Origin of the sequence: Nitrosomonas communis (assembly GCF_001007935.1) — a bacterium.
Lineage (GTDB): Bacteria > Pseudomonadota > Gammaproteobacteria > Burkholderiales > Nitrosomonadaceae > Nitrosomonas > Nitrosomonas communis.
Genome location: NZ_CP011451.1, coordinates 590919 through 606000, shown reverse-complemented (window position 1 = coordinate 606000; position 15082 = coordinate 590919). Strand labels below are relative to the sequence as shown.

The window sequence follows — 15082 nt, the reverse complement described above, 5'->3', positions numbered from 1 at the left end:
AATAAGTGTAACGCATTGCACCAGATGGTAAGGTAGCACATACGGCGCAATGCCTGATGGTTATTGCGCCTTAAGCGGGCTAACGATATTAGCCGGGTTAACAGGATTACAAGGGAATGACACGTATTACACGCGGGTCATCCGCAAATTCCAGTAATAATCGGCGTACATGCGCCTGCCATGCCTCTGCAAAAGTACTGCGTATCGTATCATCAGCGCGGTTTTGCAGGATAGCCGCCAAGCGTCCACTTTGTGCCGGATCACCTGGTACCAAAGAAACATCGAGCTCCACTGCCACACCTGCTCCGGTATCAAGACGTTTGAAGAGGATAGCTTCTCCTTCCCGCTCGTCTGCAAAACTCAGTAATCCCGTCCTTCTGAAGCGCCCTTGAATCCCATGGAAACCATTATCGGCAGCTGCGCCAGTTAATAATGTCAATACTTGCGCCATCACACCTGTGGTGCCTTCATTTTCTGGTGCGGGCATATGGACAGCAATTGAACCACGCTCAGCAGGTTCATCCGGATAAAGCGCACGCAAGGCAGCTCGCCCGATGAGATATGCGCCAGCGACAGTAGGACATGAATGGCCGGCGAGACGTACTGCATCGACATAATGGTAATCCAGTAAACCACCTTGCGCAGCCCCTAACGTGGCTGCAAATGGATCACGGGTTTGGACGACAGGTGCCTGCTCATAAAAATCGGGAAAATTCATGGAGTATCAACCTTTATGCTTAAATTAAAATGGTTTGCAGTGTGTGATTTAAACATACTGAGAAGGTACCGATAAAATTATTTCACCTGATCAGCAGCACTGCAGCTAGCTATAAGTACCTTTGATCCCTCTACCAGCATAGCAAAATAAAGCTATTGCCTCATCATTTTGAGTGCTTGTGCCCACTTGTACAGTTCATTAAGCAGGGATATTCCCGAGCTTATATGGTGATCATTCGGTATAAAGTGCTTATTTTCATCGATGTGTGTGGAAACATTCTGAACGGTTACTGCTTCCACTATTGGCATTATTTTTAATGTGGTCAAGGTAAGCTTTTCTATCAGAGCAGCTCTGAGTCCACCAGAAACTCCGCCATAACTGACAAATCCGGCGGGTTTATAATTCCATTCTTTATAGACATAATTGAGTGCATTCAACAGAGAGGGTGGGGGGCCGTAATTATATTCCGGAGTAATGAACACATAAGCATCTGCCGCATTGACGCTGGCAGCCCAATTTTTGGTATGCTCATGCTGGTATCGCTGATGAACAGGGTGCTCTGGTTCATCGTATACTGGCAAATTGAATTCGGCAAGATCGATCAGTACAGCTTCAAATTCACCATGTTGCACTGCGATTTCATGAAACCACTTGGCAACATAAGGTCCAACCCGACTTGGTCGGGTGCTGCAAATAATGATATGGAGCTTTAGAGGCATGAGTTTTCCTTACCAGAGAAATCAAGCATGTAATTTCCATTTCTAAATCAAATCCGACATTGTCGGTTTCTGTTTGACATATTATTTATATATTTATATTGCCTGCGGCTTGCCTTCGCATCATGTTTGATGAAGCAATAGAATAAAATATAAAATTAGCTATTCTCTGGAGGCAAAAGAAATCCGCCTGATTGGCGATTCCAGAGCATGGCATACAGTTGATTATGAGAGAGCAGTTCTGTGTGGCTACCTTGCTCAATAATACGACCTTTATCCAGGACTATGAGTCGATCCATGGCAGCAATGGTGGATAGTCGGTGGGCAATCGCAATCACTGTTTTGCCTTGCATGAGTTGCTCCAGATTTTGTTGAATGCTGGCTTCTACACCCGAATCAAGGGCAGAGGTTGCTTCATCAAGAATCAGGATAGGCGCATTCTTTAATAACACGCGCGCAATTGCAATTCGTTGACGTTGCCCTCCTGAAAGATTAACACCGCGTTCGCCGACAAATGCATCATAGCCTTTGCGGCCTTTATTATCAATCAGGGTTTGAATGAACTCATGAGCATGAGCAAGTTTTGCAGCTTCAAGCATCTGCGCTTCCGAAGCATCAGGTTTACCGAATAGAATATTGTCACGAATGGATCGGTGAAGCAAAGACGTATCTTGCGTAACAATCGCGATATTGGCGCGTAAACTTTCTTGGCTAACCTGACGGATGTCTTGTCCATCAATCTGAATGATACCTTGCTGAGCATCATAAAAGCGTAGTAACAGACTAACCAAAGTAGACTTGCCAGCGCCTGAACGACCAACAATTCCTACTTTCTCCCCAGCGGCGATGTGTAAATTAAGATCATCAAATACCCGGATGCTTTCCTTTTGATCTGCTCGATTATAGGTAAATCCGACATGATTAAAATCAATCGTACCAGAGGTGACATGTAAAGAATCCGCGTCCGGCGCATCCACTACGGTCGGTGGTTCCGATAAGGTGTTGATGCCATCATGGACAATTCCGATATTTTCAAATAAGGCACTGACTTCCCACATGATCCAATGAGACATGCCGGTTAGGCGTATCGCAAGCGTCATGGCAATGGCGATAGCTCCTATCGTGATATCCTCGTTGATCCATAAATAAATGCCCAGCGCACCAATGCTGAAAACCAGTAGCATATTACTGCTCCATATACACCCAAGCAGTCCAGTAACCAGCCGCATTTGCGGATGAACCGTTGACAGGAAATTTTCCATGCCTGTTTTGGCGTATTCAGTTTCACGCTGATTGTGGGAGAACAGTTTAAGGGTCAAAATATTTGTATAGCTATCGACAATACGGCCGGTCATGCTGGAACGTGCATCGGCCTGTACCTCAGAGATTTTTTTTAATCTTGGAATGAAATAAGACAGTATGATGGAATATACAGCCAACCAGATAAGCAGTGGGATGCATAAGTGAGGATCAGCATTTGCAACGAGCAACAGAGTAGTGATGAGATATACCGCGATGAATAGCATCACATCGAGTGTTTTCATGACGGTTTCACGTACAGCCAAAGCTGTCTGCATGACTTTGGTGGCAATGCGGCCGCTGAATTCATTCTGGAAAAAAGCATAGCTTTGATTGAGTAGATAGCGATGGGCTTGCCAGCGCACGATCATGGGGAAGTTACCCATTAACGTTTGGTACATGATCAACGCATGGCACATAACCAGAATGGGTATCAGCAGCAGTATAAATAACGATAAACCAATCAGTGTGAGCATTTCTTCTTGCAAGAAATTCTGGGGATCTTTTTCAGTCAGCCAATCGATAATCTTTCCTAAAATGCCATAAAGCATCGCTTCACTGACCGCAACACAAATAGTGAGGATTGCCATCAAAAGCAGATAGAATTCGATTCCTCGGGTATAGTGGCGGCAGAACTGGTACAAACCCTTAGGCGGCTCAGCCGGATGTTCGGGTGGGAACGGATTGATTAAGCGCTCAAAGAAACCAAGCATAGAGTAAGTTGTGACAAAACGAGAGAATAAATAATTGAAGTGGTTGCCTGATGCCCAGATAATTGCTTTGTAAAGGTATTCGTCACCGGTAACTCGATCAAATATTCTGGGACCAGCTGCATAAGTAGGAAGGGTAGAGTCTATTAGCGAAAGCAGAAATATTGCTCAGATCAGTGTTACTTGATCGTGCCACCCGCCTTTTAGATGAATTGCATCATGGCCAGGATAATTTAGCTCGCTGTTACCACCTCAACAGGACCAACCTTCTGGTGTTTGTATAGTGTTTGTCCTGTTTGAGGATTAATCAGCATTCAGTAATGCTTACGGCCAAACCACCCAATGAGGTTTCTTTATATTTATGTGACATTTCCAGGCCAGTTTGTCTCATCGCTTCAATACAGTTATCGAGTGGCATAAAATGCTCGCCTGTTCCCCGGCGAGCGAGTGCTGCTGCTGTATGGGCTTTAATAGCGCCAAATCCATTCCGTTCTATGCAGGGAACTTGTACTAAACCACCTACAGGATCACAAGTCATCCCCAAGTGGTGCTCGATCGCAATTTCTGCTGCATTTTCAATTTGCTTTACTGTTCCTCCCTGGGCTGCGCATAGGCCAGCTGCAGCCATGGCAGCAGCTGACCCTACTTCTCCCTGGCAACCCACTTCAGCGCCAGATATAGAGCTACGGTGTTTGATGATGCCACCAATTGCTGCCGCGGTTAATAAAAAATCTCTTACATTTTCAAGACTACCGTTTTCGTGCTTTACCATGTAATAGAGTACGGCTGGAATCACCCCGGCTGCTCCATTGGTGGGCGCAGTTACAACCATGTGGCCTGCTGCATTTTCTTCATTTACAGCCATCGCGTACGCGCATAACCAATCGTTTAAAGTTGCTTTTTTATTAGAGTCATCTTGCAGTTGATTAAAAAGTTTTTTAGCTCGACGCGATACCTTGAGGCCGCCAGGGAGCTGTCCTTCTGTTGTTAAACCATTTTTAATACAACGTTGCATCGCATGCCAAATTTTATCTAAACCCTCATCAAGTTCATCAGCCGATATTTTCGTCAATTCATTGGCACGCTTCATCTCGGCTATTGAATAATTGCTTTGCTGAGACATTTCTAACATGCTGCGTGCTGAATCAAACGGGAAAGGAAAAGATTTGGCGGGTTCCATTTTCAGGGGAGCACTGAGTTGACTAATTTCAGCAAGCGTATTTATAAACCCGCCTCCAATGGAAAAATAGGTTTCACTTAATAAAACATCCTCATTTTCATCAAGCAGCGTATAAATCATCCCATTGGGGTGTTGAGGTAATGTTTCCTGCTTATCAAAAATAATGTCATTATCAGGGTGGAATGTGATGACAGTATCTTTGTTGACTGTGAAGAAATGGGTGGTCCATAGTTCTGCAGTTAATGCATTCACATCCTGCTCAGATAATGCTTCAGGAGTATAGCCGTGAAGTCCCAATACCACGGCCCGGTCTGTTGCATGACCTTTGCCGGTAAAAGCCAGCGAACCCTTAAGTACGCAACGAACATGCATCGCTTTATTGGTCGAAGATGCTGCCACAAGCTGATAAATGCGGCTGCGAAAATCATTGGCAGCCATCATTGGACCCATAGTGTGAGAACTCGAAGGGCCGATTCCGATTTTAAATAGATCAAGAACACTGATGAACATAAATCAAACCTTGTGTAAATTATGGTAAAGAATGCTTAAATAAAAACTAGGGAACTTGAAAGCATGTGGGGGAAGCTGCGATACATTTCGATAGCTGCAATGAACACTACTGGCGCTTCACTCATCTACTCGATACGAGACTTTGACAAAAGCTGCTCGATTCGTTTTATTAACGATCAAAAAGTTCATTTTCTCATTGCAGCATTTCATTCGACACTCTCGAATTGTTTATGATTATTTTTTCTTAACTGCACTTACTGAGACTTTGGATGTTACGAGTAGTTCTGCTTTATCACTAAAGAATAAGCATCACTATTTGTTGTATAAAAACACTGCTGCTTATTTTTGTAGCGGAAGCTAACCTTGAATTTTACTTGATATATTAAGATCCGGAAAAATAAATTATAGTCTGCCTTGCATGCTTATTACTTATCATTGATTTCCATGGGTTTCTTAGTGTTTGCGCTATCTCCGGTTTCCCTGATTTTGAGGTAATAATAAACACATAGTAAATCTAATAGTAATCGCCTGCTCAGCCTATAAGTTAAATAAAAAAAATTTATCGTATCCATATGATAAATAAATGAATATATGAAATATAAGAAGAAGCCTTACAAAGGGGTGGGTCAAATACTGACTCTTCATTTGGTTGATATTCCATTTACTTCCTGAGCTGCCAGTTTAAGATGTGTTTAATTCAATATGAAAGTGAAAATAAGGAGCAATGTGATGGAAACTAGTCAGATTCATGAAGAAATAAGAGAGATTAATCTTGGCTATATGTTACTTGCTCAGCGATTGTTGCGTGAAGACAAGGTGACAGCAATGTATCGACTCGGTATTAGTGAGGATATCGCAAATATTCTGGAGAACCTTACCTCTAGTCAATTGTTAAAAATGGCTAATTCTAATATGTTGCTATGCCGTTTCCGGTTTGATGACAAACTCTTGACTGAAATTTTATCTAACCATGGTCGGGATCGCGCCTTGGCCCAATCTCATGCTGCTATATTAATGTCTGGGTCTTCAACCGAAATTATTGCTTAATTCAGAATATTAGGTCAAAGAGAATTGTATGCGAGAAAAAAGCCTTATATCAGAAGCGAAACAAATTCAACTTGCTACTGATTTAATTAAACTTGGCGCCAGGTTACAAGTTTTAGAAGCAAATACTGAACTAAGCCGTGAGAGGCTGGTAAGGCTATATAAGGAGATAAAAGGGATATCTCCTCCCAAAGGGATGTTACCTTATTCTGAAGACTGGTTTACCAGCTGGCAACCCAACGTCCATTCTTCATTATTTATTAATATTTATAATTTTATTATTAAGCATACCAATGTGCATACTATTGATGCCATTATAAAAAGCTATAAGCTATATCTTGAGCATATTGAAATTAACAGCCTTCAGCGCGTGCTAAGTTTAACACGTGCCTGGACATTAGTACGTTTCCTGGAAAGTAGAGTATTGCGTGTTATCCCTTGCACCAAATGTAAGGGTAATTTTATAGTTCATAGCTTAGAAATACATACTAATCATGTTTGTGGGCTCTGCAATATTCCATCTCGTGCAGGCAAGACCAAGAAAAAAGTTGCCTAAAGCAGTGCAATAAAAAATAAAACAAAAATATAACGCTTGAATTTTTTTGATAACTAACAGTTAACCGCTTAGAACCATTGGGTTGCCTGGGATTTTATTGAATGATCCTTCCCCAAGCAAACATGGTGTGAGCACGTGCGGCAGATAGTATCAATAATGCGGCAAGGAGAGTCAACAAAATCGGGCTTATATTGGAAACGGAAAACCGATTCAGCTGCACTACGCTTATTTCAGCATATTATCTAAACGTTTAACGGCTTCTTCCAGATTTTTCATGGAAGTCGCAAAAGATAAGCGTATATAGCCTTTGCAACCAAAGACTGATCCCGGTACAACAGCCACGCCTGCTTTTTCTAATAGTAACTCGCTGAAATCGATATCATTATCATCTTTCATGTGCCCATCTTTTTGTAGTTTTTGTATCGCTTGCCGGGCATCAGCAAACGCATAGAATGCACCGCCAGACAATAAACAACGCATGCCTGGAATTTTATTTAATCTATCAGTAATAAACTGATTACGTTCCTTAAACGCTGCTTGCATCGGAATCATGCAGGATTGATCGCCATTAAGCGCGGCTTCAGCTGCAATCTGTGAGATAGAGGTAGGGTTAGAAGTACTTTGTGATTGAATATTCTCCATTCCTGTGATGATATGCTCAGGCCCGCCACAATAGCCGATTCGCCAACCTGTCATCGCATAAGCCTTGGAGACACCATTCAAGACCATGGTGCGTGCGCGCAGATCCGGGCAGGCATTAAGTATATTGACAAACTTATCATTTGATAAAAGAATATGTTCGTACATATCATCGGTTGCAATCAAAATATTGGGGTATTTTCTTAATACTTCACCTAATGCTTTAAGTTCATCCAGACTATAAACGGCGCCAGATGGATTGCTAGGACTATTGATAACAAACATTTTTGTCTTTGGGGTGATAGCCTCTTCCAGTTGTTGCGCGGTAATTTTAAAGCCGTCTTCGATACCTGTTTCTATAAAGACAGGTTTTCCTTCAGCTATAAACACAATATCGGGATAAGAAACCCAATAGGGGGCCGGAATAATCACTTCATCGCCTGGATTGATCGTGGCTAATACCAGATTAAAAAAACTTTGTTTTCCGCCACAGGAAACGAGAATTTCTTTAGCACTAAAATTTAAATCATTGTCACGTTTGAATTTTGCAATAATGGCATTTTTGAGTGCGGGTGTACCCCCTACTTGGGTATATTTCGTAAAACCAGCATTAATTGCAGCAATGGCTGCCTCTTTAATATGTTGTGGTGTGTCAAAATCAGGTTCACCTGCCCCGAGTGAAATAATATCTTTGCCCTCAGATTTAAGCTTTGCAGCTTTGGCAGTAACGGTAAGAGTAGGCGATGGTTTGATAGCCTGTGCGCGTTTTGAGAGTTCCACTACTGTGCTCCTGAAATGGTCGGTACCCAACATGATAGAATTAAATTAGTTTCTTGCATTGAAATTATACCCGTGATTATTACCTTTCCCAACAGTCCTTATAAACTTTACCAATCTTTTGAGCCTGCTGGCGATCAGCCTGAGGCAATCGGCAAACTGGTTGAAGGTGTAGAAGACGGTCTGCTTTTTCAAACATTGCTGGGAGTGACAGGCTCAGGTAAAACCTTCACGATAGCTAATACCATTGCCCAACTAGGACGTCCTGCGATTATCATCGCTCCTAATAAAACACTGGCGGCACAATTATATGCAGAAATGCGGGAATTTTTTCCGGAGAATGCCATTGAGTATTTCGTGTCTTATTATGATTATTATCAACCCGAAGCGTATGTTCCTTCGCGCGATCTTTACATAGAAAAAGATTCCAGTATTAATGAGCATATTGAACAAATGCGCCTTTCTGCAACCAAATCACTGCTTGAACGCAAAGATGCCATTATTGTGGCAACGGTATCCTGCATTTATGGTATTGGTGACCCGGTTGATTATCACAGCATGATCCTGCACTTGCGCGAACATGAGAAAATATCCCAACGAGATATTATCGCGCGGCTTACCGGCATGCAGTATCAGCGAAATGAATTCGAGTTTAGCCGCGGTACTTTCAGGGTGAGAGGCGATACACTTGATATCTTCCCGGCAGAGAACTCAGAAGTAGCCATCCGGGTATCGTTGTTTGATGACATGGTGGAATATATCTCTTCCTTTGATCCGCTAACAGGGCGAATTCTGCAAAAAATATCACGCTATACCGTTTATCCTTCGAGTCATTATGTAACGCCGAGAAGTACTACGCTACGGGCAATTGAGACCATCAAGACTGAATTGGCAGAACGTATCGAGTACTTTCATCAACAAAACAAGCTGGTGGAAGCTCAACGAATTGAGCAGCGCACTCGCTTTGATTTGGAGATGTTGAATGAGCTGGGTTTCTGTAAAGGTATCGAGAATTATTCACGTCATTTTTCAGGCAGAAAAGCGGGTGAGCCTCCACCCACATTAATCGACTATCTGCCAAATAATGCTTTAATGATTATTGATGAGAGTCATGTAACTGTTCCTCAGTTAGGAGGGATGTATAAGGGTGATCGGTCGCGTAAGGAGAATCTGGTGGGTTATGGTTTCAGGTTACCTTCCGCATTAGATAATCGACCGCTAAAATTTGATGAGTTTGAGAAATTGATGCCTCAGACCATTTTTATCTCAGCGACGCCAGCAGAATATGAGCAAAGAAAAAGCGGCCAGATTGCAGAGCAGGTGGTTCGGCCTACTGGTCTGGTGGATCCGGAAATTATCATACGTCCGGTAGCCACGCAGGTGGATGATCTGATGTCGGAAGTTACGCTGCGTACGGCGAAGGCAGAGCGAACGCTTATTACCACGCTTACTAAACGTATGGCAGAGGATTTGACCGATTATTTCTCGGACCATGGGATTAGAGTGCGGTATCTTCATTCGGATATTGATACGGTTGAACGAGTCGAAATTATTCGGGATTTGCGCCTTGGCAAGTTTGATGTCTTGGTTGGAATCAATCTATTGCGGGAAGGGTTGGATATCCCGGAAGTATCGTTAGTAGGTATACTGGATGCGGATAAAGAAGGTTTTCTGCGTTCAGAGCGCTCGCTGATTCAAACCATGGGAAGAGCCGCACGTCATATTAATGGTACGGCTATTCTTTATGCTGACCGTGTTACCAATTCCATGCAGCGAGCTATAGATGAAACTGAACGGCGGCGTAAAAAGCAAATGTTATTTAATCAATCCAATCATATTACGCCGCGAAGTGTCAGTAAACGTATCAAGGATCTTATTGATGGTGTTTATAGCAATGAGCCTGTACAGGGAAAAATGGGAATAGCCCAAGTACAGGCTCGCTATGACCATATGAGTGAATCCCAACTAACAAAAGAAATCAAGTTGCTAGAAAAACAAATGCTGGAATCGGCTAAAAATTTAGAGTTTGAAAAGGCAGCTCAATATCGTGATGAAATCAAAAATCTAAAAAATAAGCTGTTCATTGGGTTTGTTGACCAAAAACAATGATGCGATTGTCACGAGATTGTCACAACAAGTCAAACACTACCATCAGTCCCCAACCTCAGAATTCAATTCTTTGTTATGAGTTATTGAGCCACCTTTACTTGGGTTGAGGTCACAAAGATAAGTTGATCAAATGTACGATTCAGGGTTTTACTGGTAAAGTTGTGCATTCTCATATTTTCAACAAAGCGTATATGGTCGCCAACCTTGACTTCTTTGGTGGTAGGCGCTGCAATCCAGAAACGCTTGCCACCATTCTCCAGCTCCATATAGGTATAACCTGTCGTATCCATTACTGAGACGACTATCCCTTCATCATTTGGTAATTTCTCTGTTTTGGTTGAGGAAACATTCTGGTCAGATAAAACAAGTGCTGGTTCCAGTAAAAAAGCAGTGAAGGCGACAGTTATAATTAATAGCAGTTTTTTCATTGTGTTATTCCTCTTGATCATCAGAAACGAAAATTATACTGAACGTAAAAGAGGTCAGGATGAACCCCAGGTCGCTGATTTTGAATGAAATTGCCTGTGAATAATTTGGAATATCCTACGAGTATGTCTTGATGGCGGTCCACATGGATATTGACACGAAAATCAATTTCATCACCAACATGAGTACCTGATTGCCCTGTTGCGTCGTGCAGTGTTGCTACCCCTGCTGCATTGTACAGAAAGTCGCGTTTGTTTGCCAAATAGAAACGGTGATATTGTGCGAGAAATGTAAACCACGGTTGAGGATGTAATGAGAACTGAGCATTGAAATCATGAATATTCTGACGACCTACCTGATCTATCCAGCCTAAATAATAGTTGCCAAATGGAAAAAGTTGATTAAACGTATTGGATTTTCCATCGTTTGCGCTACTGTCACCAGAGGCAAAATCATAACGTAGCCAAAATTGGGGATTCATAGGTAGGGGAAGTTGGTAGCCAGCACCTGTTGCCACAGAAAAAGCCGAGATATCCTGGTGAGAGCGTCTGCCAAACTGATACATTCCTTCTAACTCATATAGGAACCGGTTGTAATCGCCGGCTAAACGACCACCCACAGTTTCCAGAGTAGAATCGCCTTGCAGGATATTTCCACTCAGAAGATTTGCTTGTGAAACAGTTCGGTTATCAATCAAGCTGAGTATATACAGATCAACCAGTTGACCCTTCATTGGTCGGTATGTACCCCATAAACCGAAAAAATTCCGATCCTGATCCCAATTATCAAACTGATTCTTTTCTGTAATCATCGGTCGGACAAAAAAGGCATCCAAATCGAAGTTGGGCGTTCGCCAGAAACCTTTAATCCCTTGAAAGGTACGACGCGTGTTGACCCAGTCCAAGGTGGAAATCAGCCGCTGAGAACCATAAAGTAATTCTTGCCGACCTACCCGCAAATAAGCAGGCCCATTGAGGAACTGCCCTAATTTGATATCTGCGAAAAGATTCAGCATATCAGTATGATTGGTATCAGTAGGTAAGGCAGGCATATCCAGACCAGACGTACGCGCATCCAGAAATTCAGCGAATAATCTGAATCTATCTTGATACCATAGATCAGCATGGAAACGGGTACGGAAAAGATGGAATGTATTGTCAGTACCCGCCGCATTGAGACGGCTATCCGTTTCATTCATGAACCGGTACCAGAACTGACCTCCAAATGAGAGCAGCCAGTTGTCATTCAGATAAATACGTTTGACTGGATCAAAAAAATCCTTTTCATGCTCTGGTTTTTCGAGATAGCGAAAATCAATATCAAACGCAGGCGTGGTAAGCAAGGCAAAAGGAGCATAGGGCGCCACGGGCGGTGCTTCGCGTTTATTTCCTGTCATTAAATCCAGCAATGAATAGTAACCAGCTCCGGTAGGGGGCATCACAAAAAGGCCTGGGCGAGGGCCGGGTGTTACTGGTGGCGTCTGTGACCAATTAAATTTTTGACTGGTCGAGTCCATGCTAGCCGAATCCGTGCGCACTGCTTCCGTGGGCGCTGCTGAGAGATTCTGATACGAGAGTGTAGCGATTACTAAACTGAAAGATAGTTTCAATAAACTGTTTCTTGCTTCGGAGCAAAATTTCGATTTGATGTGCCAAATAGAACTGGATGAAAACATTATTTTATTGCCCCCTCCCGGGCATTTATTTTTGATTTAATTAATCAATGCTGCCACAAATTCTTGGTAATTAAGAAAAATTATATTTTTTATTTGGGGCCCTATTTTAATAAAAATTTATTGAAATCAAAGAGGAGATACTTTGTTAGTATTTGTTTTTTAATAAACGAAGTCATCCCCTGGCCTTGTCGGGGAATTATCCCGTTTAATTACGTCATGTTTCATTCTGAGTATCGGGCTCTATTTTTGCTTTCCAGAAAGTTTGAAGCTTTTGTGCACCGTGCCTTTTTTTATATTTTAAAAGCCTGTGCCTACGTAAGCAGGTAATGTTGCCAAGCTGCTTGTTACTATGGTTTAACCGCTTACTTTTTGATTACTTTACTCAAATGCTCGTGTTATCAGTAAAGTTTTTCCTGGGTTTGAGTGACAGAAGGGTCACCTGCGGATGGAGTGATGAGCGTGACTCGAATGAAGAGAGTTAATGAAAGAGTATTAATGCAGAGCAGAGAAGGGGAGTAAATGAAGGTACAACATTACGTATTTAATAATGTTCTCTTTTAATTTACACGATATAAGCTTTTGCAAAAATTAGAAAATGTCATAAAAATTAGGCTCATATAAGAAGCAGTAAAAATGTTAACAACATGAAGGTTGACCATTAGCGTTCAAAACATTAACATATGCGCTTCTTGTGCCGCATATTCCCCGATAGCTCAGTCGGTAGAGCGACGGACTGTTAATCCGCAGGTCCCAGGTTCGAGCCCTGGTCGGGGAGCCAATTAGGTATAAATCTGGGCACTTTATCAAGAGTGTCAGTATTTTAGCCTGCTACAGCATGATCAAGTGCTGAATAACTTCCTCTAATCTCGGCTTGATTCCCACTTATGCGAATCTAAGAAATGAGCAGGGATGATTTGCGCACCAGCCATTCAATCCGTCACACATCTTGGCTCAATTTCCATAAACCAAAAACCATGGTTTAGCACTTTTCTCGTTAATCTCATCGCATTTGATCTCGCACTAACCGAAGGAGAAGGTTTGAATCTTGTGGTTTCGGCGGTGCTGGCTATCTTTGCTGGCGACAGAAACAAAGCTGTTCTCGTCAAAATCCAGGTTTGGTAAGAAATAATCAAGGTAAAATCGACGTGTGATAGTCGTTCAGGCTGATATGCCTGTAGTAGTCCGACCGAATGTAAATTTTCGCTCAATTTGGTACTGTTTTGCGCTTTATTTGGTACTGCCATTTTATTCTTGAGTTAATAAATAAAAGTTAATATGTATTGTATTATTGCTAACCTGTTTGTTATTGTTTAGCATTAACACAATAAGAAAAAGAAGTTGCTCATCTGAGCTAAATCAATATTCATTTTTTTCCTATATCTTCTTTTTTTCCTCCCAAGAGAGTGTACTTTTTATACTCTCAAGATCAGTGTAGAAACTCGGTCTATTCGCCCTTTTTCAAAGGATATATTCGGCATGAGCATAAAACACTTTATTTTGCTTTCTATAGCTTATTTGTTAGTAACGTTCGGTACGCTCGTCCACGCTGCCAATCTTTTTGTTCCAGCATACTTCCATCCATCTGATCAACCAATTTTCTGGAGCCATTTGGTTGAGGCAGCTCAGACAGTGCCTACTACTGTAATTTTTAACCCCGATAACGGGCCTGGAATAAGCGCTGACCCTGGTTTTACTAACGCAATTGATCGGGTTCGTGAAGCTGGAGGAAAGGTAATCGCTTACGTAAAATCCAATTATGGAGAGCGCCCGATGGACAATATTCTCCAAGACATTGATAGTTACATCGCTTTCTATGCGATTGATGGTTTTTTTATTGATGAGAAGGCTGCAGACGGGACCGATGAAAACATCATGTACTACGAGACAATATATAATTACATCAAGAATAAAAGCAGTCATTATTCGGTAACGGGCAATCCCGGCGTAGTGCCTGATGAAGTTTATCTAAGCAAACCAGTCGTTGATGATTTAGTAGTGTTTGAAAATACCATAAGAAGTTATGTAAACTTTCGACCGGAAAACTGGCAACATACTTACCCGAAGGACAGATTTATCCACATTGTTTACGACGCAAACTTGGACCAAATGAAGCAGGCGTTCAACGAGGCCGATAAGAACCACACTGGACATCTGTACATAACCAATGACAGACTCTCCAATCCTTATGACAGCCTGCCGCAATATGGTAGGGAGATGCTTGAGATGTCAATCGTAACACCTAAGTAGTGATCCTAGCGCTCAAGCTAATCATCGCTGCTGCTAACGATCAAATCGATCTCAAAGCAATGGCCAAAAATCAACTGGCCAGCCGTGGTTTAGATTTATCCGTTAAGTGGGTTGGGTTTGAGAAAGTCCGCGAATTACTCCATCGTTAAAAATTACGGATCACCAGCTCGGTGCGTTGTCCGCGTCCTTGCAGCCCACTCACGGTATAATTGATCGCCACCGACTGCATTGCTCGTCCCTTAAATGCTTCCTGCATTTCTGGGATATCGTTAACGGATATGATCATCCTGCCTTTGATCGTTCTTGCCAGCTCGGCTATTTGAGCATACTGTTCCAGTCCAAAATCTACACCGTAGCCTTCTGTGTCCCAGTAAGGCGGATCACAGTAAAATAAAGTATGCTCCCGGTTATACTTGCGCACGCATTCCTGCCATGCCAAGTGCTCAATATATATATAACTTAACCAGTTAAGCAAT

14 protein-coding genes and 1 tRNA gene are annotated in these 15082 nt (G+C 42.3%); 7 read left to right on the top strand and 8 right to left on the bottom strand.

Annotated features, from left to right (window positions below; genetic code table 11):
- Window positions 1–106 precede the first annotated feature (106 nt).
- From AAW31_RS02715 to AAW31_RS02700, 4 genes are all read right to left on the bottom strand, one after another.
- Window positions 107–718 carry a hypothetical protein gene (locus tag AAW31_RS02715; protein WP_046849053.1) on the bottom strand — a complete coding sequence of 204 codons (612 nt, stop codon included), beginning with the start codon at window positions 716–718 and terminating at the stop codon, window positions 107–109.
- 152 nt (window positions 719–870) lie between these two features.
- Window positions 871–1437 carry an NADPH-dependent FMN reductase gene (locus AAW31_RS02710; protein ID WP_046849052.1) on the bottom strand — a complete coding sequence of 189 codons (567 nt, stop codon included), beginning with the start codon at window positions 1435–1437 and terminating at the stop codon, window positions 871–873.
- A 155-nt stretch (window positions 1438–1592) separates the two neighbouring features.
- On the bottom strand, window positions 1593–3446 hold the full coding sequence (locus AAW31_RS02705) for an ABC transporter ATP-binding protein (RefSeq protein WP_046849051.1): 1854 nt from the start codon (window positions 3444–3446) through the stop codon (window positions 1593–1595).
- 304 nt (window positions 3447–3750) lie between these two features.
- Window positions 3751–5133: an L-serine ammonia-lyase gene (locus AAW31_RS02700; protein WP_046849050.1), complete on the bottom strand. Its 1383-nt coding sequence runs from the start codon at window positions 5131–5133 to the stop codon at window positions 3751–3753.
- 729 nt (window positions 5134–5862) lie between these two features.
- On the opposite strand from AAW31_RS02700, the gene flhD reads away from it, so the two are divergent.
- Together flhD and flhC are read left to right on the top strand one after the other, a co-directional pair.
- Window positions 5863–6180 carry a flagellar transcriptional regulator FlhD gene (gene flhD, locus AAW31_RS02695; RefSeq protein WP_046849049.1) on the top strand — a complete coding sequence of 106 codons (318 nt, stop codon included), beginning with the start codon at window positions 5863–5865 and terminating at the stop codon, window positions 6178–6180.
- 28 nt (window positions 6181–6208) lie between these two features.
- Window positions 6209–6733, top strand: a complete 525-nt coding sequence (gene flhC / locus AAW31_RS02690) for a flagellar transcriptional regulator FlhC (protein WP_046849048.1) — start codon at window positions 6209–6211, stop codon at window positions 6731–6733.
- Between the two features lie 225 nt (window positions 6734–6958).
- Here flhC and AAW31_RS02685 read toward each other — a convergent pair whose 3' ends face one another.
- Entirely contained in the window at window positions 6959–8152 is a 1194-nt protein-coding gene (locus tag AAW31_RS02685; RefSeq protein WP_046849047.1) for a pyridoxal phosphate-dependent aminotransferase, read from the bottom strand.
- Window positions 8153–8224: 72 nt separating this feature from the next.
- On the opposite strand from AAW31_RS02685, the gene uvrB reads away from it, so the two are divergent.
- A complete protein-coding gene (uvrB, locus tag AAW31_RS02680) occupies window positions 8225–10258 on the top strand; it encodes an excinuclease ABC subunit UvrB (protein ID WP_046851453.1) in 2034 nt (677 codons plus the stop codon).
- Window positions 10259–10338: 80 nt separating this feature from the next.
- Here the strand turns inward: uvrB and AAW31_RS02675 are convergent, their stop codons facing one another.
- Together AAW31_RS02675 and AAW31_RS02670 are read right to left on the bottom strand one after the other, a co-directional pair.
- Complete coding sequence (locus AAW31_RS02675; protein WP_052752040.1) at window positions 10339–10686, bottom strand: hypothetical protein; 348 nt, start codon at window positions 10684–10686, stop codon at window positions 10339–10341.
- Window positions 10687–10706: 20 nt separating this feature from the next.
- Window positions 10707–12293, bottom strand: coding sequence for an alginate export family protein (locus tag AAW31_RS02670; RefSeq protein ID WP_309567424.1), 1587 nt, complete (start codon window positions 12291–12293; stop codon window positions 10707–10709).
- A gap of 768 nt (window positions 12294–13061) precedes the next feature.
- Here AAW31_RS02670 and AAW31_RS02665 point away from each other — a divergent pair.
- The 4 genes from AAW31_RS02665 (at window position 13062) to AAW31_RS21105 (ending at window position 14755) form a co-directional block, all read left to right on the top strand.
- A tRNA-Asn gene (locus AAW31_RS02665) sits at window positions 13062–13137 on the top strand.
- 131 nt (window positions 13138–13268) lie between these two features.
- The gene (locus tag AAW31_RS02660) at window positions 13269–13481 is read left to right on the top strand and encodes a hypothetical protein (RefSeq protein ID WP_046849046.1); all 213 of its coding nucleotides are present in this window, start codon (window positions 13269–13271) and stop codon (window positions 13479–13481) included.
- A gap of 354 nt (window positions 13482–13835) precedes the next feature.
- Window positions 13836–14606 (top strand): spherulation-specific family 4 protein, encoded by a 771-nt coding sequence (locus tag AAW31_RS02655; RefSeq protein ID WP_052752039.1) that lies wholly within the window; start codon window positions 13836–13838, stop codon window positions 14604–14606.
- Window positions 14606–14755 carry a hypothetical protein gene (locus AAW31_RS21105; protein ID WP_158441357.1) on the top strand — a complete coding sequence of 50 codons (150 nt, stop codon included), beginning with the start codon at window positions 14606–14608 and terminating at the stop codon, window positions 14753–14755. The genes AAW31_RS02655 and AAW31_RS21105 overlap by 1 nt, the downstream gene beginning before the upstream one ends.
- Here AAW31_RS21105 and AAW31_RS02650 read toward each other — a convergent pair.
- Window positions 14752–15081 carry a hypothetical protein gene (locus AAW31_RS02650; protein ID WP_200899693.1) on the bottom strand — a complete coding sequence of 110 codons (330 nt, stop codon included), beginning with the start codon at window positions 15079–15081 and terminating at the stop codon, window positions 14752–14754. The genes AAW31_RS21105 and AAW31_RS02650 overlap by 4 nt on opposite strands.
- Between the last annotated feature and the right edge of the window lies 1 nt (window position 15082).

Bases quoted from the DNA above. Each gene is read 5' to 3' on its own strand.
- flhD (WP_046849049.1), top strand. From the start codon at position 5,863: ATGGAAACTAGTCAGATTCATGAAGAAATAAGAGAGATTAATCTTGGC.
- AAW31_RS02660 (WP_046849046.1), top strand. From the start codon at position 13,269: ATGATTTGCGCACCAGCCATTCAATCCGTCACACATCTTGGCTCAATT.
- AAW31_RS02710 (WP_046849052.1), bottom strand. From the start codon at position 1,437: ATGCCTCTAAAGCTCCATATCATTATTTGCAGCACCCGACCAAGTCGG.
- AAW31_RS02715 (WP_046849053.1), bottom strand. From the start codon at position 718: ATGAATTTTCCCGATTTTTATGAGCAGGCACCTGTCGTCCAAACCCGT.
- AAW31_RS02675 (WP_052752040.1), bottom strand. From the start codon at position 10,686: ATGAAAAAACTGCTATTAATTATAACTGTCGCCTTCACTGCTTTTTTA.
- AAW31_RS02705 (WP_046849051.1), bottom strand. From the start codon at position 3,446: ATGCTTGGTTTCTTTGAGCGCTTAATCAATCCGTTCCCACCCGAACAT.
- AAW31_RS02700 (WP_046849050.1), bottom strand. From the start codon at position 5,133: ATGTTCATCAGTGTTCTTGATCTATTTAAAATCGGAATCGGCCCTTCG.
- AAW31_RS02655 (WP_052752039.1), top strand. From the start codon at position 13,836: ATGAGCATAAAACACTTTATTTTGCTTTCTATAGCTTATTTGTTAGTA.
- flhC (WP_046849048.1), top strand. From the start codon at position 6,209: ATGCGAGAAAAAAGCCTTATATCAGAAGCGAAACAAATTCAACTTGCT.